This is a genomic window from Jujubicoccus corallicola, assembly GCF_047345645.1.
Lineage (GTDB): Bacteria > Pseudomonadota > Alphaproteobacteria > Rhodobacterales > Rhodobacteraceae > JBLEFH01.
The window spans coordinates 67,534-90,134 of record NZ_JBLEFH010000006.1 but is presented as its reverse complement, the minus strand read 5'-3'; the positions used below and the strand labels follow the sequence as shown (position 1 = coordinate 90,134).

Annotated in this window: 23 protein-coding genes and 1 tRNA gene; 13 read left to right on the top strand and 11 right to left on the bottom strand. The window is 64.0% G+C overall.

Going from position 1 to position 22,601, the window contains the following annotated elements:
* Positions 1–4 precede the first annotated feature (4 nt).
* Entirely contained in the window at positions 5–592 is a 588-nt protein-coding gene (locus tag ACMA5I_RS10110; protein ID WP_525886145.1) for an arylesterase, read from the top strand.
* Between the two features lie 19 nt (positions 593–611).
* Here ACMA5I_RS10110 and ACMA5I_RS10105 read toward each other — a convergent pair whose 3' ends face one another.
* Positions 612–1,499, bottom strand: a complete 888-nt coding sequence (locus tag ACMA5I_RS10105; RefSeq protein ID WP_525886144.1) for an NADPH:quinone oxidoreductase family protein — start codon at positions 1,497–1,499, stop codon at positions 612–614.
* Between the two features lie 41 nt (positions 1,500–1,540).
* Positions 1,541–2,320 carry an SDR family NAD(P)-dependent oxidoreductase gene (locus ACMA5I_RS10100; RefSeq protein ID WP_525886143.1) on the bottom strand — a complete coding sequence of 260 codons (780 nt, stop codon included), beginning with the start codon at positions 2,318–2,320 and terminating at the stop codon, positions 1,541–1,543.
* 173 nt (positions 2,321–2,493) lie between these two features.
* On the opposite strand from ACMA5I_RS10100, the gene typA reads away from it, so the two are divergent.
* Together typA and hisN are read left to right on the top strand one after the other, a co-directional pair.
* Positions 2,494–4,314, top strand: a complete 1,821-nt coding sequence (gene typA / locus ACMA5I_RS10095; RefSeq protein WP_525886142.1) for a translational GTPase TypA — start codon at positions 2,494–2,496, stop codon at positions 4,312–4,314.
* Between the two features lie 14 nt (positions 4,315–4,328).
* On the top strand, positions 4,329–5,093 hold the full coding sequence (gene hisN / locus ACMA5I_RS10090) for a histidinol-phosphatase (protein ID WP_525886294.1): 765 nt from the start codon (positions 4,329–4,331) through the stop codon (positions 5,091–5,093).
* A 77-nt stretch (positions 5,094–5,170) separates the two neighbouring features.
* Here the strand turns inward: hisN and ACMA5I_RS10085 are convergent, their stop codons facing one another.
* The gene (locus ACMA5I_RS10085) at positions 5,171–6,145 is read right to left on the bottom strand and encodes an alpha/beta hydrolase (protein WP_525886141.1); all 975 of its coding nucleotides are present in this window, start codon (positions 6,143–6,145) and stop codon (positions 5,171–5,173) included.
* A 3-nt stretch (positions 6,146–6,148) separates the two neighbouring features.
* Positions 6,149–6,436 (bottom strand): SCP2 sterol-binding domain-containing protein, encoded by a 288-nt coding sequence (locus ACMA5I_RS10080; protein WP_525886140.1) that lies wholly within the window; start codon positions 6,434–6,436, stop codon positions 6,149–6,151.
* A 234-nt stretch (positions 6,437–6,670) separates the two neighbouring features.
* Here ACMA5I_RS10080 and ACMA5I_RS10075 point away from each other — a divergent pair, with 234 nt between their 5' ends.
* The 5 genes from ACMA5I_RS10075 (at position 6,671) to ACMA5I_RS10055 (ending at position 11,829) form a co-directional block, all read left to right on the top strand.
* A complete protein-coding gene (locus ACMA5I_RS10075; RefSeq protein ID WP_525886139.1) occupies positions 6,671–7,372 on the top strand; it encodes a THxN family PEP-CTERM protein in 702 nt (233 codons plus the stop codon).
* A gap of 128 nt (positions 7,373–7,500) precedes the next feature.
* Positions 7,501–10,386: a helicase-related protein gene (locus ACMA5I_RS10070; RefSeq protein WP_525886138.1), complete on the top strand. Its 2,886-nt coding sequence runs from the start codon at positions 7,501–7,503 to the stop codon at positions 10,384–10,386.
* On the top strand, positions 10,383–10,667 hold the full coding sequence (locus tag ACMA5I_RS10065; protein ID WP_525886137.1) for an RNA-binding S4 domain-containing protein: 285 nt from the start codon (positions 10,383–10,385) through the stop codon (positions 10,665–10,667). The genes ACMA5I_RS10070 and ACMA5I_RS10065 overlap by 4 nt, the downstream gene beginning before the upstream one ends.
* Positions 10,668–10,696: 29 nt before the next feature.
* Positions 10,697–11,035 (top strand): ferredoxin FdxA, encoded by a 339-nt coding sequence (gene fdxA, locus ACMA5I_RS10060; protein WP_525886136.1) that lies wholly within the window; start codon positions 10,697–10,699, stop codon positions 11,033–11,035.
* Between the two features lie 284 nt (positions 11,036–11,319).
* Positions 11,320–11,829 carry a CarD family transcriptional regulator gene (locus tag ACMA5I_RS10055; protein WP_525886135.1) on the top strand — a complete coding sequence of 170 codons (510 nt, stop codon included), beginning with the start codon at positions 11,320–11,322 and terminating at the stop codon, positions 11,827–11,829.
* A 71-nt stretch (positions 11,830–11,900) separates the two neighbouring features.
* Here the strand turns inward: ACMA5I_RS10055 and ACMA5I_RS10050 are convergent, their stop codons facing one another.
* From ACMA5I_RS10050 to ACMA5I_RS10030, 5 genes are read right to left on the bottom strand one after another with little or no spacing between them, the layout of a single operon-like run.
* On the bottom strand, positions 11,901–12,638 hold the full coding sequence (locus ACMA5I_RS10050) for an SGNH/GDSL hydrolase family protein (protein ID WP_525886134.1): 738 nt from the start codon (positions 12,636–12,638) through the stop codon (positions 11,901–11,903).
* Positions 12,635–14,098 carry an AMP-binding protein gene (locus tag ACMA5I_RS10045; protein WP_525886133.1) on the bottom strand — a complete coding sequence of 488 codons (1,464 nt, stop codon included), beginning with the start codon at positions 14,096–14,098 and terminating at the stop codon, positions 12,635–12,637. The genes ACMA5I_RS10050 and ACMA5I_RS10045 overlap by 4 nt, the downstream gene beginning before the upstream one ends.
* A complete protein-coding gene (locus ACMA5I_RS10040) occupies positions 14,085–14,636 on the bottom strand; it encodes a GNAT family N-acetyltransferase (protein ID WP_525886132.1) in 552 nt (183 codons plus the stop codon). Before ACMA5I_RS10040 ends, ACMA5I_RS10045 begins: the two co-directional genes overlap by 14 nt.
* Before the next feature lies 1 nt (position 14,637).
* Positions 14,638–14,883 carry an acyl carrier protein gene (locus ACMA5I_RS10035; RefSeq protein ID WP_525886131.1) on the bottom strand — a complete coding sequence of 82 codons (246 nt, stop codon included), beginning with the start codon at positions 14,881–14,883 and terminating at the stop codon, positions 14,638–14,640.
* Positions 14,852–15,361, bottom strand: a complete 510-nt coding sequence (locus tag ACMA5I_RS10030; RefSeq protein ID WP_525886130.1) for an acyltransferase — start codon at positions 15,359–15,361, stop codon at positions 14,852–14,854. Before ACMA5I_RS10030 ends, ACMA5I_RS10035 begins: the two co-directional genes overlap by 32 nt.
* A 395-nt stretch (positions 15,362–15,756) precedes the next feature.
* Between ACMA5I_RS10030 and ACMA5I_RS10025 the strand changes: the two genes are divergently transcribed.
* Positions 15,757–17,031: a DEAD/DEAH box helicase gene (locus tag ACMA5I_RS10025; protein WP_525886129.1), complete on the top strand. Its 1,275-nt coding sequence runs from the start codon at positions 15,757–15,759 to the stop codon at positions 17,029–17,031.
* A 95-nt stretch (positions 17,032–17,126) separates the two neighbouring features.
* On the opposite strand, the gene ACMA5I_RS10020 is transcribed toward ACMA5I_RS10025, so the two are convergent.
* Positions 17,127–17,200 (bottom strand) — tRNA-Cys (locus ACMA5I_RS10020).
* A gap of 178 nt (positions 17,201–17,378) precedes the next feature.
* Between ACMA5I_RS10020 and ACMA5I_RS10015 the strand changes: the two genes are divergently transcribed.
* From ACMA5I_RS10015 to ACMA5I_RS10005, 3 genes are read left to right on the top strand one after another with little or no spacing between them, the layout of a single operon-like run.
* Positions 17,379–18,032: a protein-L-isoaspartate O-methyltransferase family protein gene (locus ACMA5I_RS10015; RefSeq protein WP_525886128.1), complete on the top strand. Its 654-nt coding sequence runs from the start codon at positions 17,379–17,381 to the stop codon at positions 18,030–18,032.
* A 12-nt stretch (positions 18,033–18,044) separates the two neighbouring features.
* On the top strand, positions 18,045–19,418 hold the full coding sequence (locus tag ACMA5I_RS10010) for a TolC family outer membrane protein (RefSeq protein WP_525886127.1): 1,374 nt from the start codon (positions 18,045–18,047) through the stop codon (positions 19,416–19,418).
* Entirely contained in the window at positions 19,418–19,753 is a 336-nt protein-coding gene (locus ACMA5I_RS10005) for a hypothetical protein (protein ID WP_525886126.1), read from the top strand. Before ACMA5I_RS10010 ends, ACMA5I_RS10005 begins: the two co-directional genes overlap by 1 nt.
* On the opposite strand, the gene ACMA5I_RS10000 is transcribed toward ACMA5I_RS10005, so the two are convergent.
* On the bottom strand, positions 19,754–20,785 hold the full coding sequence (locus ACMA5I_RS10000) for a T6SS phospholipase effector Tle1-like catalytic domain-containing protein (RefSeq protein ID WP_525886125.1): 1,032 nt from the start codon (positions 20,783–20,785) through the stop codon (positions 19,754–19,756).
* Between the two features lie 82 nt (positions 20,786–20,867).
* Here ACMA5I_RS10000 and ACMA5I_RS09995 point away from each other — a divergent pair, with 82 nt between their 5' ends.
* Entirely contained in the window at positions 20,868–22,460 is a 1,593-nt protein-coding gene (locus ACMA5I_RS09995; RefSeq protein ID WP_525886124.1) for a hypothetical protein, read from the top strand.
* Positions 22,461–22,601: the final 141 nt, after the last annotated feature.

The following is a 22,601-nucleotide window of genomic DNA, read 5'->3' as shown; positions in this document are numbered from 1 at the left end:
TCTTGTGTCCACACCGGTTTCGGCGGAGGTCGTGATCGCGGCCTTTGGCGACAGTCTCACGCAGGGTTATGGCTTGCCGGTCGAGGAAGGGTTCGTCCCGCAGCTTGAGGCGTGGCTCGCGGAGAATGGCGCGGAGGATGTGCGGCTTCTCAATGCCGGCGTCTCCGGCGACACCACGGCGGGCGGCTTGCAGCGCATCGGCTGGACGCTGACCGATGAGGTCGATGCGGTGATGGTGACGCTCGGGGGCAATGACCTCTTGCGCGGGTTGAGCCCGGCGGAGATGCGCAGCAATCTCGACGGCATCATGGGCCAGATCGCGGCGAAGGATTTGCCGATCCTGCTTTCCGGGATGCCCGCGCCCGTGAATTACGGGGCGGAGTATCGTGATGCGGTGCGCAGCCTCTATCCCGAATTGGCCGAGAAGTATGACGCCTTGTTTTTCAGGAATTTTCTGGCCGGATTGTCGGGGCAGAACCTATTCCGGCTGATGCAGGATGACGGGATCCACCCCAATGCCGAGGGGGTCGCGCTGATCGTCGAGGAGATCGGCCCGCAGGTGAAGGCACTCGCGGACCGCGCTCGCGAGTGAGGCTCGATAGCAAGCGCGGTCACGCCTCGTTTGTGATCACAACCTTGCCGAGCGCGCGGCGTTCGGTGAGCATGGCGAGGCCCTCCGCCGCGTCGTCCAGCGGCAGGCGGTGGCCGATTTGCGGGGTGATTTTGCCCTCCGCCGCCCAGGCGTAGATTTTGGCGAGGCTGTCCCGCAGCACGTCGGGAGCGAATTTCAGATAGCCGCCCCAGTAGAGGCCGATCACCGTGATGTTTTTGACGAGTAGGTGATTGGCCGGGATCGGGGCGACGTCGCCGGAGGCAAAACCGATGGGGATGATGCGGCCCTCGGGGTTGGTGGCGCGGAGAAGCTGGGTGAAAATCTCCCCGCCGACCGCGTCGTAAACCACATCCGCGCCGCCGAGATCCTTGACCGCCTGGCGCAGATCGGTATCCGACTCGATCAGATGATCCGCCCCGGCCTGACGCGCGGCCTCCAGCTTGTCCGCGCCGCGGGCCACCGCGATGACTTCGGCGCCGAGCAGTTTGCCCATCATCACGCCCGTCAGCCCAACACCGCCGCCCGCGCCGGTGACAACCAGCCGCTCGCCGGGTTTGAGCGCGGCGCGGTGGTCGAGCGCCAGATGCGCGGTGCCGTAGGCTATTGGTAGGCTGGCGGCCTCTGCGAAATCAAGGGCTTCGGGGATCTCGGTGAGGGTGTCGGGCCGCACGGCGACGCGCTCCGCCAGCCCGCCATAGCCGATAAATCCCGCCATGCGGCGCCCCTCCACCAGCCCCGCAACCTCCATGCCGGGAGTGAGGGGGTAGGGCGGCTTCTCCTGATATTTGCCCTTGAGCATCAACGTGTCCGCGAAATTGAGGGCGCAGGCCCGCATCTCCATGATCGCTTCGCCGTCCAGCGCCACGGGCTCCGCGCGCGTTTCCATAACCGGTGCCGCGCCCGGTGTTTCACTCACCAAAACCCGCATCAGAGGCTCTTGAGGTGGTCTTGCTTGATCATTTCGACCTCCATGCGGCGCGGCATGAAGGGGCGCACAAAGGTCTGGTAGAGCCGCCAGCGCAGGCTGTCCCATGTCACCAGATCGCCGTCGAGCATCCCCAGATAGCCCTGCCGGGCGACCTCTTCGGGATCGAGCGCCAGTTTGATGAAACCCTTGCTGGAATAGCCCGCCACATCGCCAAACTCGGTTTTCACCGGGCCGGGGCAAAGGGCGGTAACGGTCACGCCCTTGTCAGCAAACTCGCCCGCGAGGGACTGACTGAAGCTCTGCACATAGGCTTTGCTGGCGAAATAAACCGCCTGATAGGGGCCGGGCATGAAGCCCGCCACGGAGGAGACGTTCAGCACCTTGCCGCCGCCATTGGCGACGAGGTGGGGCAGGAAGGTATGGCACATGGCGGTCAGGGAGCTGATGTTCAGGTCGATCATGCCCTGCCACTCTTCCAGCGGCTTGTCGGTAAAGCCCGCGATGCCGCCGAACCCGGCATTGTTGATGAGGTAATCGACCGTCAGGCCGCGCGCCTCGACCTCCGCGAGAAGCTTTTCGGCCGCGCCCGGTTCCGCCAGATCCATGGCGATGGTGTAGACATCGACGGTATGCGCATCCATCAGCTCTTTTTTCAGCGCCTCCAGACGGTCCTCCCGGCGCGCGACCAGAATGAGATCGCCGCGCCGCTCGGCGTGATGGCGGGCCAGAGCCATCCCGATGCCGCTCGATGCGCCTGTAATCAGTGCGGTTTTGGTCATGCGCGCTCCTCCTCTTTGCTCCTAGAAGAGATAGGGGTTTTCCGATTCGCTGCAAGTTTTGGGTCCTACCTCGGCGGCGGAGCGCTGCGGCACGGGCGCAAAAGCCTTGCTATTGGGCCGCGTCCCCCCTATGGCGAGCGCAAACCCGAGTTTTCTTCCCTAAGGATCCTTTCATGGAACTGCGAAATATCGCCATTATCGCACACGTCGATCATGGCAAAACCACTCTTGTTGATGCGCTTTTGAAGCAATCGGGCGCGTTCCGCGAGAACCAGCAAGTCGCCGAGCGGGCGATGGACAGCAACGATCTGGAGCGTGAGCGGGGGATTACCATTCTCGCCAAAGCGACCTCCGTGGAATGGAACGGCACCCGGATCAATATCGTGGACACGCCCGGCCACGCCGATTTCGGCGGCGAGGTGGAGCGGATCCTCTCGATGGTGGACGGGGTGGTGCTTCTGGTGGACGCCGCCGAAGGCCCGATGCCGCAGACCAAATTTGTGACCTCGAAAGCGCTGGCGCTTGGCCTGCGTCCCATCGTCGTGCTGAACAAGGTGGACAAGCCGGACGCCGAGCCGGACCGTGCCCATGACGAGGTGTTCGACCTCTTTGCCGCGCTCGATGCTAATGACGAGCAGCTTGATTTCCCGATGCTTTACGCGTCCGGCCGTTCGGGTTGGGCCGATGACAGCATGGACGGGCCGCGCGAGGATCTGACGGCGCTTTTTGATCTCGTCGTCAAACATGTGCCCGCGCCGAAACAGGCCGAAGCGCAGAACGAGCCGTTCCGAATGCTTGCCGTGACCCTGAGTTCCGATCCGTTCATCGGGCGGATGCTGACGGGCCGGATCGAGTCGGGCCGTGTGAAGGCGGGCGATACCGTGAAAGCACTGTCGCGTAAGGGCGATCTCGTGGAGAATTTCCGCGTGTCCAAGGTCATGGCCTTCCGCGGTCTCTCGCAGCAGCCGATTGATGAAGGGCAGGCGGGGGATATCGTCTCGCTCGCCGGGATGACCAAGGCGACCGTGGCGGACACGATCTGCGCCCCTGCGGTGAGCGACGCGATCCCGGCGCAACCGATTGATCCGCCGACGATTTCCGTGACCTTTGGGATCAATGACAGCCCGCTGGCGGGCCGCGATGGCTCCAAGGTGCAGTCGCGCGTGATCCGGGACCGGCTGATGAAAGAGGCCGAGTCTAATGTCGCGATCAAGGTCGAGGACACGCCGGGCGGCGAGGCGTTCGTCGTCTCAGGCCGGGGTGAATTGCAGATGGGTGTGCTCATCGAGAACATGCGCCGCGAAGGGTTCGAGCTGTCGATCTCCCGCCCGCAGGTGATCATCCGCGAGGAAGATGGACAGCGTCTGGAGCCGATCGAGGAAGTCACCATCGACGTGGATGACGAATATTCCGGTTCGGTGATTGAGAAGCTGACCGGCGCGCGGCGCGGCGATCTGGCGGAGATGAAACAGGCGGGCGCGGGCAAGACGCGCATCGTTGCGCATGTCCCGTCGCGCGGTCTCATCGGCTATCACGGCGAGTTTCTGACCGATACGCGCGGCACCGGGGTTCTCAACCGCGTGTTCCACGAATGGGCGCCGTTCAAGGGTGCGATTCCGGGCCGCCGTCAGGGCGTTCTGATCTCGATGGACAATGGCGAGTCGGTTGCTTACGCGCTCTTCAACCTCGAAGATCGCGGCAAGATGTTCATCGGCTCGGGCGAGGCGGTCTATCAGGGCATGATCATTGGCGAGCATAGCCGCGACAACGACCTCGAAGTGAACCCGCTCAAGGGCAAGAAGCTGACCAACGTCCGCGCCTCGGGCAAGGATGACGCGGTGGTGCTGACCCCGCCGGTGAAGATGAGCCTCGAAGAAGCGATTGCCTATATCGACAATGATGAGCTGGTGGAGGTGACGCCCGAAGTGGTGCGCCTGCGCAAGCGTCACCTCGATCCGCATGAGCGCAAGCGGGCGGCGAAGGCGGCTTCGTGACGACCAGCGAGGAGATGCTTAGGGTCGCGCACCGGCTGGCGGATGCCGCTGGCCGCGCGATCCTGCCCTTTTTCCGCGCGGATTTTTCGGTTGAGAACAAAGAAAAAGGCGGCTTCGATCCGGTGACCGAGGCCGACCGCGCGGCGGAAACCGCCATGCGCGATGTGCTGGCGGAGCTCAGGCCCGACGATGGCATCCTTGGCGAAGAGTTCGGCACCAGCGCGGGCAGCAGCGGCTGGCAATGGGTGCTGGATCCCATCGACGGGACGCGCGCCTTTCTCTGCGGAGCGCCGAGCTGGGGCGTTCTCATCGGCGCAGGTCAAGGCGATGCGCCGGAGATTGGCATTGTCGATCAACCCTTTACGGGCGAGCGTTGGAGTGGCGGGCCGGAGGGCGCGCTTTTTCATCACCGCGAGGCGACGCGGGCGATTTCCGTGCGCAAAGGGCGGGGCTTGCGCGAGGCGGTGGTCCTGACGACCTTCCCCGAGGTTGGCAGCGACGCCGAGGGCGCGGCGTTCCGGCGTGTGGCCGAACGGGCGCAACTGACGCGCTACGGTCTCGATTGCTACGCTTATATGCTGCTCGCAATGGGGCAGGTGGATCTCGTGATCGAGGCGGGGTTGAAGCCTTACGATATTCAAGGCCCGATGGCGGTGGTCGCGGCGGCGGGCGGCATCGTCACCAACTGGCAGGGCGGCCCGGCCCATCAGGGCGGGCAGGTGATCGCCGCCGGTGATCCCGATCTGCACGCGGCGGCGCTGGACCTGCTGGCGGGATAGCCCCGGGTCCGGCGTTAGGGGCAGACGCGAGACCGCGCACCCGGCGCGCTGCGAAGGTTTCCGAAAGAAGCCAAAGATCAGGCGGTTGCGGTTGGCTCTTGAAGCTGCGCATCGAGGAAAGCGCGCATTTCTTTGGCTGCGGCCTCTTTGATGGGCGGCCGCTCCATCCAGATTTCATGCCGCGCGCCGTCGATCTCGACCAGCTTCATCTGGGGCATTTTGCCGGTGAGTTCGCGGATCCGGGTGGGCGAGACGACCGCCTCGTCGCTACCAAGAAGGCAGAGGCCCGGCAGGGTTGGCATCGCCGCGCGGCGCATTTCGGCGCAGGCGGCGAGGGCTGTGGCGACCCAGCCGATGCTGGGGCCGGAAATGCCAAGCTCGGGATGGCTGGTCATCTGGCTGCGCTGGAGTTCCATCGCCGCCGGGTCGGAACTGAGCGGGTTGCTTTCATCGCTCCAGCGGAAGGGCAGGAACTGGTCGTCATAGCCCGGTGCATAGCGCTCGGCGAGGCCGAAGCGGCTCATGCAGACAGCCATGGGCGCGCCGATGATCGCCATGGGGCCGACGAAATGGATGTTCCACATGGGCGCGGAAAAGACGGTGCCTTTGAGCGTGGCTGCCGGAACCGTGCCTTTTTGCAGGGCTGCGAGGGCGATGGCGCCGCCCATGGAATGCGAGAAAAGAAAGCGCGGGCCGGGCAGGGCGGCGACCTCGGGGGCGGCGAGCAGGGCGGCGACGTCTTTCTGGTAATCGTCGAAATCGCCGACATGCCCGACGCGGGGATTGTCGAGGAGCCGGTCCGACAGCCCTTGACCGCGCCAGTCGATGGCGGCGACCGCGAACCCTTCGCCGGTCAGAAAGCCGAGAAGCCAGCCGTATTTTTCGAGATATTCGGTGCGGCCCGGAAAGAGCAGCACGGTGCCGCGGGCGGGCCTGTCGGACGTCCAGATGCCGATGCGCAGGCGCACCCCGTCGGACGCGTGGATAAACTGCGCGGCGCCCCCCTCGGGCGCGCCGGCGATGTCGTTATGGAAGGGCGCGCCCTCCGCCAAGGTTCAGAGGACCTGTGCCAGCTTCATCGCGGTGCCCATGTCACCGTCGATCTTCAGCTTGCCGGACATGAAGGCCGAAGTCGGGTCGAGATCGCCCGCGAGGATCTGCTCGAAGGTCTCCGCATCGGCGGAAAGGGTGCAATCGGCGTCCTTGTCGGCCGCTTCGGCACCATTGCCGTCGAGATAGATCTTGCCCTCATCTTCAATGTCGAACAGCGCCGAGCCGTCGAAATCGGCATCGGCCATCTTCGCGTTCAGAACCTCAACGGCTTTGTTCAAAATGTCACTCATCATGATTCTCCCTTTGACATGACGTTCGGGTCAACCTTGACGAAGCCTTAAGGATGCTGCAAGCCGTCAGGACACCATGTTTCGTGACGTTTCGTTTGAAGATGAAGGAATTCTTACGATTCACCATAATGTGAAGAAGATCTCTATTATTTTTAAATAAAATGCCATATACATGGTTTTCATCTCAGGTGGGTGCCTGAGATTTGTAAGACTGTAACAAATTGGGTGGGAACAATGACATTTATTTCCAAAGCCGCGTTTATCGCGGCAACTCTTGTGAGCACGAGTGCTTTCGCAGCTACGACAATCAACTCGATTTCCGGCACGTGGACTGGTGCGGCTCCGGCCAACAATCTGTCCGGCCTGAACACCGACACGATTCAGTGGGGCGGCAGCAATGGCGCACGCAGCTCCTACAGCTTCGGCGCTGCAGGCACGCCGCTGACGGTGGAGATCGACGAAGTGTTCGATCTTGGCCAGTTCACGCATAACAACCAGGCGATCACCGCTGGGACGTCCATCACGACGGCGACCCTTGAAGTGAACGTTGTGGGTGACATCGACGGGACGGCGTTCAACCTGACCTCCGTGTTCAACTTCGACCACGACGAGACACCGAACAGCGGCGCGCTTGCCAACTGTCCGTATCCGAACAGCCAGACTGTTTGCGATGACAACGTGTCGGCGACGCTGAATGTGGGTCAGTCCCAGGGCATCATGGTCGGCGACCGTGAATACTTCTTCACCATCTCCGGTTTTGAGTATGGTGGCGGCGTGTTCGACAGCTTCCTGACGGCTGAAGGCTTCAACAACACGGCGGTCCTGAAAGGCTCGCTCTCGGTTGCGCCTGTGCCGGTGCCGGCTTCGGTCGCATTGCTTCTCGGCGGTGTTGGCGCGCTTGGCGCGGCGGCACGTCGCAAGAAGAAATCCGCATAAGCATCGCTTAGGGCTTTGCCCTTCGCATGTGACGCAAAGAGGCGCGGCAGGGATCCTGTCGCGCCTTTACATTGCGGGCGGGCGCGCTAGGATCGCGCGGCAACCGCAAAGGCTTTATTTTCCCGATTATGTCTCTTCAAAACGCCCGCGTTCTGGCCGTTCTCGGCCCGACCAATACGGGCAAAACCCATTTTGCGATTGAACGGATGCTGGCGCATCGGACGGGCGTGATCGGCCTGCCGCTGCGGCTCTTGGCGCGCGAGGTTTATGACCGGATCGTCAAGCTGCGGGGGCCCTCCGTCGTGGCGCTGGTGACGGGCGAGGAACGGATCGTGCCGCCGCGCGCGGCGTACTGGGTTTGCACCGTCGAGGCGATGCCAGAGGGGACCGGCGCGGATTTTCTCGCCGTCGATGAGATCCAGCTTTGCGCGGATCCGGAGCGCGGGCATGTGTTCACCGACCGTTTGCTTCATGCGCGCGGGACGGTGGAGACGATCTTCATGGGGTCGGACATGATGCGGGGGCGGATACTCTCGCTGATCCCCAATGTCGAGTTCCGCCCACGTGAGCGCTTTTCCGAACTGACCTATACAGGCCAGAAGAAAATCAGCCGCCTGAAACCACGCTCGGCGATTGTCGGGTTCTCCGTCGATGATGTCTACGCCATCGCCGAGCTGCTGCGGCGGCAGAAGGGCGGGGCGGCGGTGGTGATGGGCGCGCTCAGCCCGCGGACCCGCAACGCGCAGGTCGATCTCTATCAGAATGGCGATGTGGATTATCTGGTCGCGACGGACGCGATCGGCATGGGCCTCAATCTCGACATTGACCATGTGGCCTTTTCCGGCACGGCAAAATTTGACGGGCGGCGGCACCGGGATCTCTTCCCGCATGAACTGGCGCAAATCGCGGGCCGGGCCGGGCGGTATCGGCAGAATGGCACTTTCGGGGTGACGGCGGATGCGATGCCGCTGGAGGAGGGGCTGGCCGAGGCGATTGAGAACCACCGTTTTGCGCCGATCAAGAAGCTGCAATGGCGCAACCCGGATCTGCGGTTCGGCTCCATCGACGCGCTGATTGCCTCGCTGGAGGCGGCTCCGACCGAGCCGGATCTGATGAAGGCGCGGGAGGCGGACGACCTGATGACGCTCAAGGCGCTCGGTCAAATCCCCGCGATCCGGGACCGGGTGCGCAGCGGGCCGGATGTGAAGCTCCTCTGGGATGTCTGCCGCGTGCCGGATTTCCGCAATGTGGCCATGAATGAGCATGTCACGCTGATTCAGCGGCTTTTCGAGTTTTTGCACGAAGATGGCGGCGTGATCCCCGCCGACTGGCTCCGCCCGCGGATAAATCGCATCGATAAGACCCAGGGCGACATTGATACGCTCTCAAAACGCTTGTCCTTTATTCGCACATGGACCTATGTTGCCCAACGAAACGGGTGGGTTGAGGATGGCCCGGCCTTTCAGGAAGAAACACGCGCCGTGGAGGACCGCCTGTCCGACGCGCTTCACGCCGCGCTGACGCAAAGATTTGTCGATCGCCGCACCTCGGTGCTGATGCGGCGGTTGAAAGATAAGGAGAGGCTTGTGGCCGAATTGAAAGAGACCGGCGAAGTGCTTGTTGAGGGCGAAACGGTGGGCACGCTGAAAGGGTTCCTGTTCGAGCCTGACGCCAGCGCCACCGGCGAGGAAGCGAAAACCCTCAAATCGGCGGCCCGCGAAGCGCTCGCGCCGCGGCTCTCCGTGCTGGCGGATCGGTTTTACAATGCCTCCGATACCGATATCGAAATGACGGAAAGCGGCGGGTTCCTCTGGAACGGCGCGCTCGTCGGGCGGCTGGAGAAGGGCGCGGATGCGCTCTCGCCCGCGGTCAAGCCGCTGGTCGATGAGGATGCGCCCGCCGATGTGGGCGAGAAAGTGTGGCGCCGTCTGACCCATTGGATCACCCGCCGGATCGCCGCGCAGTTCGAGCCGCTGATTGCGCTTCGTGATGATGAGAGCCTGTCGGGTCTGGCGCGCGGTGTGGCGTTTCAGATCGTCGAGCATATGGGCGTGATGCCCCGCTATGTTGCTGCGCAGGATATCAAATCGCTCGATCAGGACGCCCGTGCGACGCTCCGCAAGCATGGGGTGCGGTTCGGGCAATATACCGTGTTCCAGCACGCGCTGCTGAAACCCGCGCCGACGCAGCTGCGTCTGGCCCTCTGGGCGCTCAACAATGATGTGGAGGCGCCCGACGCGCCGCCGCCGGGTCTCGTGACCATTCCGGCGGTCGATGGTGCGCCGGAGAGTTACTACCCGATGGCGGGCTATCGTCTGGCCGGGCCGCGCGCGATCCGCGTGGATATGGCCGAGCGTCTGGCCGATATGCTCCGCGATGTGGATGCGCGCGGCGGGTTTGAGGCGACGCCGGATATGCTGTCGATCACGGGCCTGACCCTCGATCAGTTCGCCGAAATGCTTCAGGGCATGGGCTTTGAGGCCGAGCGCGGTGAGCGGGAGAAGATACGTCCGGTCGCTGATGTGGCGATGCCGCAGACCGCAGGCGATCCGCCCGCAGAGCAGGCAGACGCGCCCGCAGAGACACCAGACGCGCCCGCCGGGCCGAGCGCCGCAGAAGAGCTGGGGCTGCTGCCCGAAGAGGCGCAGGCCGAACCCGCGCCCGCAGAACCGGAAGCGCCGGTGCAGCCGGTGGATGAGACGATCATCCCCGAGCCGGGCCGCGAAGATCAGGCGAATGCGACCCAGGACGAGGTGGAGGGCGCTGCGCCCGAAGCCCCGGAGATGGAAGTCTTTTACACCTTCCGCCGGGCACCGCGCCCGCAGCGCGGCGGCGGCAAGCCGGACCAGCGCGGCGGCAAACCGCGCGGCAAGGGCAAGCCCAGAGGCAAGGGCGGCAAACCGCAGGGCAAGGGCGGCCCCCGCCAGCACAGCGCCGCACCGCCGAAGAAAGATAAGCCTATCGACCCCGACAACCCCTTTGCGGCCCTGATGGCGCTCAAAAAGGATAAATGAGGGCGGATAAATGGCTCTACGTGGCGCGGTTCTTTAAAACCCGCGCCCTGGCCAAGAGCCTGATCGAGGGCGGCAAATTCCGGGTCGATGGAAATAAGACCCATAAACCCGGATACACGCTGCGCGCGGGACAGGTTCTTACATTTCCGCAAGCGGGCCGTATCCGCGTTATTCGCGTATGCGGCTTTGCAGAACGGCGTGGATCGGCGACAGAGGCGCAAAGCCTCTATCACGACGAGACCCCGCCACCCCCTCTTGCAGAGCCACGCGGCCCGGCGTAAATACGGAGCCGCTCGCCAAGGAGATTCCTATGACCTATGTCGTGACCGACAATTGCATCGCCTGCAAATATACAGACTGCGTGGAAGTCTGCCCGGTGGACTGTTTCTACGAGGGCGAGAACATGCTGGTCATCCATCCCGATGAGTGCATCGATTGCGGTGTCTGCGAGCCGGAATGCCCCGCCGATGCGATCCGTCCGGATACCGAGCCGGATATGGAGAACTGGGTGGAATTCAACCGCAAATACTCCGAAGCCTGGCCGGTCCTGACCACCAAGAAGGATCAGCTTCCCGAGGCGGAAGAGATGGACGGGGTCGAGAACAAGCTGGAGACGCATTTCTCCGAAGCGCCGGGCGAGGGCGACTGAGCGCGCGCGGGCCGGACGGCTTTCCAAAGCGGTTTTTTTGCAATGCGGGGTGATTCGCCTCGCATTTTATTTATCTCGTTGTAAATAATGGCTTTACCGGCTTCTGTGATATGTTTCACAAGACGGCTTTTTTGTGTTATATTACGTCAATGGACAGATGCCGCTTCCCCGCCCTGCACAACGCGAGCGCCCGGAAATAATAAAGATATAAGCACGTTGCCCGATCTCCTAGGGAGAGCGGTCAGTTTGCTTGTGTTCGGCTGTCGAGTGAAAGGATGTCAGTAATGACTAAGAAAAAAACCGCTGAATTCCGCCCCAATGATCACATTGTCTATCCCGCACATGGGGTTGGCAAGATTGTCTCTATCGAGGAGCAGGAGATTGCCGGGACGAAGATGGAACTCTTCGTCATCAATTTCGAGAAAGACAAAATGACCCTGCGCGTCCCGACCGCGAAGGCCAATTCCGTTGGCATGCGGTCACTGTCGAGCCCCGATATCGTCGAGAAGGCGCTGGAGACCCTCAAGGGCCGCGCCCGTGTGAAGCGCGCCATGTGGTCGCGCCGTGCGCAGGAATATGAGCAGAAAATCAATTCGGGCGATCTCATCTCGATCGCCGAGGTTGTGCGCGATCTGCACCGCAATGACGATCAGCGCGAGCAGAGCTATTCCGAGCGTCAGCTTTACGAGGCCGCGCTGGAGCGCCTGACCCGTGAACTGGCCGCCGTGGATGGCGTCGCCGAGGACAAGGCGCAGAAGCGCGTCGATGATGTCTTGGGTGCGCGCGCCGCGTAAGCCTTTTTCAGATGTGATGATGGAAGCGGCCCCGATTTCGCGGCCGTTTTCATGTCTGGCTTAGGGGGGTGTCAGGGCTGCGGGTCCGGCCCGCGCGCATATTTGCGGTCGCAAAGGAGCGGCGCGAGGGCGGCGGCGAAGGCCGGAACGGTGATTTTCGCCATGCCCGCGCGGCTCGGATGCAGCCCGTCCGGCATCAGCGCCCGCCGCTCCGCAGGGGCAAGGGCGCGCCAGCTCTCCACCGTGTCGATCAGCCCGATATCCCGCCGCGCCGCGATGTCGCGGTAAAGCGCGTGGTACCGGTTCTGACCGGGGCGCTCCCAAGCGTTCTGGCCGAAAGCGGGGCTCATGGTCGCGAGCATCATGGGGATCCCCGCCATCTCCGCCTGCCGGACCAGTTGCTCATGGCGGCTCCGGCTGAGAAAGAGCGGCATCCCGTTCCAGGGCGAGGCGTCATTGCCCGAAAACTCCGCGATGATGAGATCGGGCAGGGTGCCTTGCCGGAGCCGCCCGCGCAGCGCCGTGATCCCCCAGCGAACCGACGCGCCGGGTTTCGCCAGCGTCTCGACGCGCAGACCCGTAGCGCGGCAGCGGTTGAGTTCGGTCTCCAGCGTCGCGGTCCAGTTGCCGCGGCTGGTGAGGCTCGTGCCGAGGATGAGGATATGGGCGGGCCGGGTTGCCGGGATGGCCGCGCCCGCGCTTTGCGTGATGATCGCGCCCGGCGGGGTCGGCGTGCGGCCGATGACGCCGTAGAGATAGGCCGCGCCGATCATGCCCATAAGAGCCAGCGTCATCAGCGCCGCTTTCATGCCTGCTCCATCGTCCGGAGCGCGTGGCGGTCGATCTTGCCGCTGGCGGTGACGGGCATGGCGTCCAGCAGCACCACCCGGCGCGGGACCATATAGACGGGCAGGCTCGCGCGGCAGGCGCGGCGAATCTCGGCGGCGCTGACCGTGCTGCCCGCGACATAGGCGATGATCTCGCGGCCCGCGCCGTCGGGGGTGGGGGCCGGAAGCGCGGCGACTTGCGGGGTGTCGGCGACCGCGCGCAGCACCGCGTCGATCTCCGCCAGTTCCACCCGATAGCCGTTGATTTTCACCTGATCGTCCTTGCGGCCCTCGAAGATCAGCCCGTGCTCGGGATCGCGCCGAACCAGATCCCCGGTGCGATACCAGCGCATCCCGAAGGCTTCGGTGAAGGCTTTTTCGGTCGCCTCCGGATCGAGATAGCCCGGCGTGACCTGATCGCCGCCGAGCAGCAACTCGCTGAGCCCATGGGGCGCGGTTTGGCGGATGAGGTGCAGGTGTTGCCCGCCGATGGCTTTGCCGAGCGGGACGGTCTGGAACCCGGTGAGCGGTCGGTCTTTGCGGATCTCATAGGCGGTGAAGGCGATGGTCGCCTCGGTTGGGCCGTAGAGGTTCCAGTGGCGGGCCTGCGGTGCGGCGGCTTGCATGGTCTCGGCCAGCGAGACGGGCAGGGGCTCGCCGCAAAAGAGGACGGTTTTGAGGTCCGGAAGGGAGCCGGGCGCGATCTGCCCCATCCGGCTTGCGAAAGCGGCGAGGGAGGGGACGGAGAACCAATGCGTCAGCTTCTCCCGGCGGGCGAAATCGCCAATGGCGAGGCTTTCGGTTTTCGGCAGCACGATAAGCTCCGCGCCTGCGGTCCATGTGACGAAAAGGTCGTGGATGGCGAGATCGAAGGAGAGGTCGAAAAACTGCGAGGTGCGGTCGCCCGGGCCGATGGCGGCAATGGGGGCGATGGCGTCGAGATAGGCGAGCAGGTTGCTTTCCGTGACCCGCACGCCCTTGGGCCGTCCGGTCGTGCCGGAGGTGAACATCATGTAGCAGGCCCTAGGACCCTGCGGCGCGGTAGTGGGCAGGGCGCCGGTCGCCGAAAAATCCTCGCCGAGATAGAGCCGCGACGGGCCGGCCAGTTGCGCCGCGCGGAGCGCCTGATCGGGGCTGACGATCATCGCGGCGGCTTCGGCCCCGTCGAGGATCATTTGCTGGCGGTCTTCGGGAAAGCCGGGATTGACCGGCACGAAGGCACGGCCCGCGAGGGCGCAAGCCAGAACGCCGAGATAGGCGCTCAGATCGCGCTGGCCGAGAATGGCGACGGTGCTTCCCTCGGGGAGCGTGGCAAGATCGGCGGCCAGCGTCTCGGCGCGGGCAAAGAGCGCGGCATAGGTAAGCGTCTCGCCCGCGACGGTGAGGGCGGGGGCGTCCGGCTGGGCGGCCGCGACCCGGCGCAGGCGCTCAGAGAGCGTCATCGGTCTCGGCCTCACGCTGCATGGGCATCTCGAAGGTGGCTTGCCCGGCGCCCGGTTCAAACTCGAAAATCGTGACATTCTCGCGGAAGCCGATGCGGGACCAGAAGCGCCGCGCGGTGTCGTTATTGGCCAGCACGCGCAACTGCAACCGCTGCGCGCCGCGCCGGTCGAGCTCGGCCCGCACCGCGTCGAAGAGCTTTTCCGCCTGCCCGCCGCCGCGTGCATCGGGGCTGACATAAAACTCCTCGATGGAGCCGACATTGGGTTTGATCTGGCCCGGCACGATGCGGATCTGACCATAAGCATAGCCGATGATCGCGCCGGTCTCGTCCTCGGCGAGTTGCACCACCATGCGCGGATTGTCGAGAAGGCGCGGCGTGGTTTGGGCGACCATCTGTGTCGGGTCGAGCGGCAGATCGAGCAGCCCCGCCTCCCGCTGGCTGGCGTAATAGGCCTGCCGCAACGCGGTCAGCGCTTCCGCATCCTCGCGGGTCGCCAGACGCAGCGCCGTGTCCGGTTTTTTCAGCGCCAGTCCCATATCAGGCGGCGACCATGGCGGTCGAAATGGCGGTCTCGATCCGGGCGAGGGTGGTCAGGCTGCCGATTTCGATATCGGTGAAGGTCATGCCGAACGTGTCCTCAATGGCCATGATGAGATGCATATGCGCGACCGAGTCCCATTCCGGGATGGTCTGATAGCCCGTCTCGGGGGTCAGCGCCGCCGGGCTGATCCCAAGCTCTTCGCTGACAATTCTATGCAGCAGGGCGATCTTGCTGTTCGACATGGTGATGTACCTCTTGAGTTTCTTCTGTGGAATGATCTGCGGGCGCGGGCAGGCGTTGCCCCCACCGGCCAAGGGAGAGGCCGCTTTCCATGACCCGCGCGGGATTGCACATCACGAGCGAATGGGGCGGCACGTCGCGCATGACGATGGCGCCGGGTGCGACGATGCATTCATCGCCGACGGTGACCCCCGGCAGAATGATCGCGTTCATGCCGATATGGCAGTTGCGGCCAATGCGGGTGGTGACATGACGGTCGCCTATGAAATCATGGGTGAGGACGACCGCGCCCGCGCCGATCCCGGTCCAGTCGCCGATGACGACGCCTTGCGGGTTCGTCCGGTCGAGCCGGGCTTTCAGCGAAATCCGCACCCCGGTCCCGATCTGCATGTGCCAGACGCGGCGGAGGGTGAAGACCTGCGCGCGCACCAGAACGGCGCGGAGCTTTGTGCGAAAAAGAGCAGCCAGAGAGCGGGACATCGCGTGACCTCGAAACGTGGTTTACGAGGTCTAAAAACAGCGAAGATGCTTAATCGAGCGTTAAAGCGAACGCATTTGAGATGATTTCTTTGCATAATGATATGTGCGCGACCTGTGCTTTCTTTTCCGCGCGCGTTCGTGTGTTGCGCTGTTGACTTTCACGTCAAAAGCGCGCAAGAAGGCGCGTCGCTGAGCCGCCGCGTGAGCAGGCCATGCCCCTTTGAGGCAATCAGCACAGCAAATTTTCAGTTCCCCATCACGCAGGGTTCCTGACATGTCGGCCGGATGCCGCACGATCCGCGTGCGCAACCCGAGGCCTGCATGGACCCTCGTTTGCCGCTTGAGTGCGGCCATGTATGGCGTGCGCCGTTTTGGTGCGGCCTAAAGGATATATTGTGTTCGACTTCGACTCGCTCGGCCTTGCGCCGAAGCTTCATGCCGCCCTCAAACGTGGCGGTTTCAAAGAGCCCACTCCGATTCAGGCCAAAGCGATCCCGCTGGCGCTGGAAGGGCATGACATTATGGGTCTCGCCCAAACCGGGACCGGCAAGACGCTGGCCTTTGGTCTGCCGCTCATCAACACGCTGATGGCGCAGCCGGGCCGTCCCGACAACAAGACCGCGAAAGCGCTGATCCTCGCGCCGACCCGTGAGCTGGTGAACCAGATCGCGCAGAACCTGCGGCCGCTTGTGGCGGGGTCCAAGATCCATGTGGCGACCGTGGTGGGCGGACAGTCCATCCAGAAGCAGATCAACGTGCTGGCACGCGGGACGGATATTCTCGTCGCGACGCCGGGCCGGTTGCTTGATCTGATGGACCGCCGCGCCGTGGATCTGAGCCAGACGCGTCAGCTTATTCTCGATGAGGCGGATCAGATGCTCGATATGGGCTTCATCCACTCGCTGCGGAAAATCGCGCCGAAACTCGGCACGCCGCGCCAGACCTTCCTGTTTTCGGCCACCATGTCGAAACCGATGGAAGAACTCAGCAAGGCGTTTCTGAATGATCCGCAGCGCGTGCAGGTCTCGCCTCCGGGCAAGGCCGCGGACAAGATCACGCAGTCGGTGCATTTTCTGGAGAAGGGCGACAAGCCCGCCAAGCTGCGCGAGATCCTGTCCCGCGATGAAAAGGCGCTGACGCTGGTTTTCGCGCGCACCAAGCATGGCGCGGAGAAGCTGATGAAGGGGCTCGTCGCCGATGGTTATAACGCCGCCTCGATCCATGGCAACAAGAGCCAGGGCCAGCGGGATCGGGCGATCAACGCGTTCCGCGCAGGTTCCGTCACGACGCTGGTGGCGACCGATGTGGCCGCGCGCGGGATCGACATTCCGGGCGTCTCCTATGTCATCAATTACGAGCTGCCCGAAGTGCCGGATATCTATGTGCACCGGATCGGGCGGACGGCGCGGGCCGGGCGGGAAGGCGAGGCAATTGCCTTTTGCGCACCGGAAGAAGCCGAGCTTTTGCAGCAGGTTGAGAAGCTGATGAAGATCGAAGTGCCGGTCGCCAGCGGATCGCGCCCGAAGCTGGAGCGCCCGCAGGGCCGGGGGCGCGGCAAGGCGAAACCGGCGCGTCCGCAGCGCGGCAAAGCGCCACAGCCCAAACAGCAAAAACAGGGCGCGCCCTCGGGCAAACCGCGCCGCCCGCGCCGTCGCCGCCGCGCGGCGTAATCGCGGCTGATCGAAAAGAGACGGATGGGCGTGCCAAGAGCGCGCCCATTTTGCGTTTCGGGCGGCGGATCTGTCTCAAACAGGGTGGGAAAATCTGGAGGCGACGACCGGAATCGAACCGGTGTACACGGATTTGCAATCCGCTGCGTCACCACTCCGCCACGTCGCCATCCATGGCGGTTTCTAGGCGGAACGGCAGAGCGCCGCAAGAGTGATTTTCGAGCCCGCGCGACATGACGCGGCGCGATCGGCAGTGTTTGGTCATTCTTGAACAAGGATTGGCTGATACCGTTGCCCCGCCCCGTGCAATGTGCCAAAACGAAATAGATCTATCACAGAGGCCCGCAATGACCGATTTCGCCGCCGCCAGACATGCCATGGTTGATTGCCAGATCCGGCCCTCGGATGTGACGCGCTATCCGATTATCGACGCCATGCTCAATGTCCCGCGGGAAGAATTCGTGCCGGTCTCGCAGCGCCCCGTAGCCTATGCAGGGCAGGAATTGCCGCTCGGAAATGGCCGCGTGATGCTCAGCCCGCGCGAGTTCGGCAAGATGCTCGATGCGATGGAAATCACGCCCGAGGAGTTGGTGCTGCATATCGGCACCGGGCTTGGCTATGGCGCCGCGGTTCTGGGGCGTCTGGCGGAGGCCGTGATCTCGGTGGAAGAAAACGAGGATCTCGCCGGGAATGCGGCGGAAACGCTGGCCGCGCAGCAGGTGGACAATGTGGCCATTACCAATGGTCCGCTGACGGCAGGCGATCCCGATCACGCGCCCTATGATGTCATTCTGATCGAGGGCGGCGTGGAGGAAGTGCCCGTCGCGCTGACCGATCAGCTGAAGGATGGCGGGCGGATCGGCGCTTTCGTGATGGAGGGGGCTGTCGGCCAATTCCGCGTGGGTTACAAGTCTGACAGTAGCATATCATGGCGGGCGGTTTTCGACGCAACCTCCCCGGTTCTTCCCGGCTTCATTGCCGAAGACGCATTTTCACTCTGAGGTGGTTTCAATATGACTGTTTTCCGTTCTCTGACCGTCGCGGCGGCGATCGTGATTGCCGCGCCCGTGCAGGCAGAAACGCTGGGTGACGCGCTCGTCGCGGCCTATCGCAACTCCAATGATCTCAAGACGGCCCGGGCCGAACTGCGCTCGGTAGACGAGAATGTCGCGCAGGCCCGTGCGGCCAAGCGCCCGCAGGTCTCGGCACAAGGCCGGGCTGCGCTCGCGGCAAGCGACAATGCGCCCGTGCATCTGACCGACAGCTATTCGGTCTCGCTCAACGCCTCGCTCAATCTCTTCGATTCGGGCCGGACTGAGGCGGCGATTGAGGCGGCTAAGGAGCTGGTCCTCTCGCAGCGCGCGTCGCTTGTGCAGGTGGAGCAATCGGTGCTTCTGGGCGCGGCGCAAGCCTATTTCGAAGTGCTGCGCGCGCAGTCCCTCGTGGCGCTTGCCGAAAACAGCCGCGGCGTCCTTTCGCAGCAGCTTCAGGCCGCGCAGGACCGGTTCTCGGTCGGCGAGATTACCCGCTCCGATGTGAGTCTCGCGCAGGCCAGCCTTGCCGAAGCGGAGTCGAATGTCGCCGCGCAGGGCGGCACGCTGCAAACCGCGATCAACGCCTATATTCTGGCAACCGGCACCCGTCCGGGCGATCTCGCCGCAGCCCCGCCGACCCCGGAAATGCCCGCTTCGCTGGAAGCGGCGCAACAGATCGCCATGCAGCGCCACCCCAGCATCGTCGCCGCGCGCTATGCCGAGCGCTCGTCGCAATGGGATCTGCGCCGTGCCGAACGGGGCGGGCGTCCCTCGGTCGATGTGAACGCCTCGGTCGGCTATGAGGACAGCGAAAGCGCGGCCACGGGTGAGCGCTCGTCGGATCAGGTCGGCAGCGTCTCCGTCACCGGAACCGTGCCGCTCTATCAGGGCGGTCAGATCGACAGTTTGCGCCGCCAGGCACAGGCCGCGCTCGATGCGCGCCGCTCGGAGCTGCAATCCGCCGCCCAGACCGTGCGCCAGAACGTCGCCGATAGCTGGTCGCAGCTCACCGTCTCCCGCGCCGCCATTGCCGCCAACAGCCAGCAGGTGACCGCCGCGCAGGAAGCCTTCGACTCGGTTTCCGAAGAGGCCGCGCTTGGCGCCCGGACAACGCTCGATGTGCTCGATTCCCAGCAGGATCTGCTCGACGCGCAAACCAGCCTCGCCAATTCGCGCCGCAATCAGGAGATCGCGCATTACGCTCTTTTGACCGCTATGGGGCTGATGACCGCCGATCATCTCGGTCTTCGGGTTGAACGTTACGATCCGAACATCAATTATGGACGGGTGCAGAACGCACCGCTGTCGACCTTTGACGGCACCATTGTGGAGAAACTTCGGGACCGCTTCTGATGAGTTCGGACGACGAGGAAATTAACGACGTGCTCGGGGCCATCCGCCGTATGGTGGCGGATGAAACCCGTGCGCGCGCCTCGGCGGCGAATGATCCGGGGCCGTCCTTCATGTCCGACACACTCGTTTTGACCGAAGACATGCAGGTTGCGCCGCCACGCCGGGACATGGCGCTCGCCGCCTCGGTCGATCCTGAAATGATGCGGGAGCTGGTGCGCGAGATCGTCCGCGACGAGCTTCAGGCGGAACTGGGTGACCGCATCAGCCAGAATGTCCGCAAGATGGTGCGCCGCGAGATCGCCCGCGCCATGACAGCCCGTAAGCTCAGCGACTGATTAGGCCAGCGCGCTTTCGCCGCTCCGCCACCCGTTTTCCAGCGCAGACATATCCGCTTTCGGCTCGTATTTCGGCAACGCCGCGAGGCGCGTGGCGACCGAGGGGTCAATCGTCTCACTCGGAAACCGCCCCACCTCGCGCGGCACCCGAATGAGAAACAGCATCGCATTGCCGCGCCGGTCGCCGCGCATCGGCGCGGTCGGGTCCGCCGGGAAGCGGTCGCGCCAGCCTTCGGGCAGGATCATCTCGGCGGCCTGCGCTTCCTCCAGCATCCAGTTGAGCGAGACATTCCCAAGGGGCCGCGCCCGGCCAAAGCTTGGAAAATGTCCGCCCACATCCGAATGCGCGCCCGGAAACCAACGCTGCTCCAGCCGTCCGGGCCAACTCCCGTCAGGCCGCCACAGCACCGGCTTATAGGCGCGGCGGGTCTCGTCGAGCGCCAGCGCCTGACGGGCATGGGTGATGTGATGCCCCAGCCGGTGATTGTGAAATTCCGTCGCCATCGGTGCGACGCGCGACAGGATCGGATAGGGCAGGCCAAGCGCCTTCACCGTGTCCCAGACCCCGATAAAGGTCACCGGCACATTGAGGTGGCAATAGGCGCGGGTAAACCGCAACCGGCGCGGCGCGGGCGTGCCTTGCTCGTAATGGCGATAGGCGGCGCTGACATGACGGGCAGTGGCAAAACGCGGCTTCAGCAGCCCCACCTCTCCGATCATCCCGGCGAGCGAGCGCACCGCATAAGCGCCGCGGCTATACCCGAACAAATAGATGCGATCTCCGGGCCGGTAGCGCATCGCCAGCGCCCCGTAAGCCGCCCGGATCGCGCCGTTGATCCCGACCCCGGCAAGCACGTCGATCAGCTTGCGAATCCCGCCGCCCTGAATGCCCGGATGGTAAAACAGCGTCTGCTCGCGCGCGAAACCCGCGCCTTGCAACAGTTTGTAAAGCAAGCCGATATTGGTTTCGCGACCCTCATCGAGGCGGCTCATCGTGCCGTCAATCAAGATAACGTGATTGCGCGGTGACATATCGGCTTCGGTTTTCCCATTGTCGTGATAGGGTTAGGCTCACGCAAGAAACTTAACGCACCGTCTCAGGAGGGCAATAGCTATGAAATTAATTCGACCCGGCGCCATCGCAGTCTCGGCGGGAAGTGTCCTAGCCATCGTTGCAGGGGCGAGCTTGCTCAGTGGCGGAGACGAGGATCATGCGCAGACAACGAGTGCGCCTGCCGCGAGCGAAGCGCCCGCGGAGGAGGCGGCGGCAGCGGAAGGTGAAGCTGCGACGGAGGGCGAAGCTGCGGACAGTGAGGCTGACGCGGAAGGTGAAGCTGACGCGGCTGACGCTGACGCAGACGCTGCCGCGGAGGGTGAGGCTGAGGAAAGCGCGGATACAGCAGAAGGCGAACCCGATGCTGCTGCTGAGGGTGACGCAAATGCAGATGCCGAAGCCGGTGATGCGGCTGCGGAAGAGGCTGGTGCGGATGCTGCAAGTGCTGAGGGTAATGAAGCCACTGCTGAAGGTGACGCCGCTGCCGAGGATGGTGCTGCGGAAGGCGACATGACCGCCGAGGAGAGCGCCGAAGCGGCGGGATCTGGTGAAGCGGCGCAATTTAGCGCTAGCGAAGAAAGCGCGGACGCAACTGACGACGCTGCGGCGGATGGTGGCGATGCGTCTGAAACAGAAGGCGACGCTGCTGCAAGCGATAACGCGGAGGCTTCAGCAGAGGGCGAGGAGTCTGCGGAGAGCGGCGGCAGTTCCGACGCGGCGGCGAGCGATGCTGACGCGGCAGAAGGTGCCGACGCCTCCGAAGGAGGCGAAACGGCTGCATCTGACGATACGGCTGCTAGCGGCGACACCGCGCCGACCGAGGATGCGAGCGGTGACGCGGCTTCCAGCGAGAGCGATAGCGGCGATGCGGAAGCTGCCGCCGAGGGCGATGCGGCTGAAACTTCGGAAGGTGCGGATGGTGAGTCTGCAGAGTCCGCTGGTAACAGCACGGCGGCGTCCGGCGAAAGCGGCGACGCAGCTCAAGCTGATAGCGCTGACGCTTCTGCTTCCGGTGAGGCCGAGACGGCCGCGGCCGCTAGCGAGAGCGAAGGGGCAAGTGAGGATGGCGGGTCTAGCGACAACGCCGATGCGGCCAGCGGTGACAGCCAAGATGCAGGCGCGGAAAGTGCCGCGAGCGGTAACGCTGACGCATCCAGCGACGAGGGTGAGTCTTCAGACGCAGCAGGCGCGACCAGTGGTTCGGATGATGCTTCCGGAGAAGCGGATGCAGCCAGCGGTTCGGATAACACTTCCGGCGATGCAAGTGCAGCCAGCACTTCGGGCGAAGCTTCCGGCGAACCGGCTGCTGGCGAAACCGCGCAGGCTTCGGGTGAAGCTGGCGAGGGTGACGCTGCCGGGTCTGACGCGGACGCAGGCACGGGCGAAAGCGCTGCTGCAGCGAGTGAGAGTTCCGCAGACGCCGAAGCGGGCGGTGAGGATGCGACATCTGATGCGAGTGGCGCAGATGCAGATGGCGGGAGTGACGCAAGCGCCGACTCGGGTGCTGCCGACACCGGCGATGGCGAGCAGGTGACGGCGGAGACCGCTGAGCGGGCCATTGAGGCTGCGGAAGCGGCGGCGGAGGCGGCGCAGCAGGCTGCGGAAGCGGCGCGGCAGGCGGTTGAGGCGCTCAAGGAGCAGATGGGGCAGTAGGCCGAAGCCTTTCGATCTGGCGCAAATGAAAACCCCCGCCGGTTCACTCGGCGGGGGTTTTGCTTTGTCTTGAAAGATCAGCCCAGGACGTCAATCAGTGCCTTCTGTCCTAGCGCGTCAATCAGCGCATTTTGGCGAACG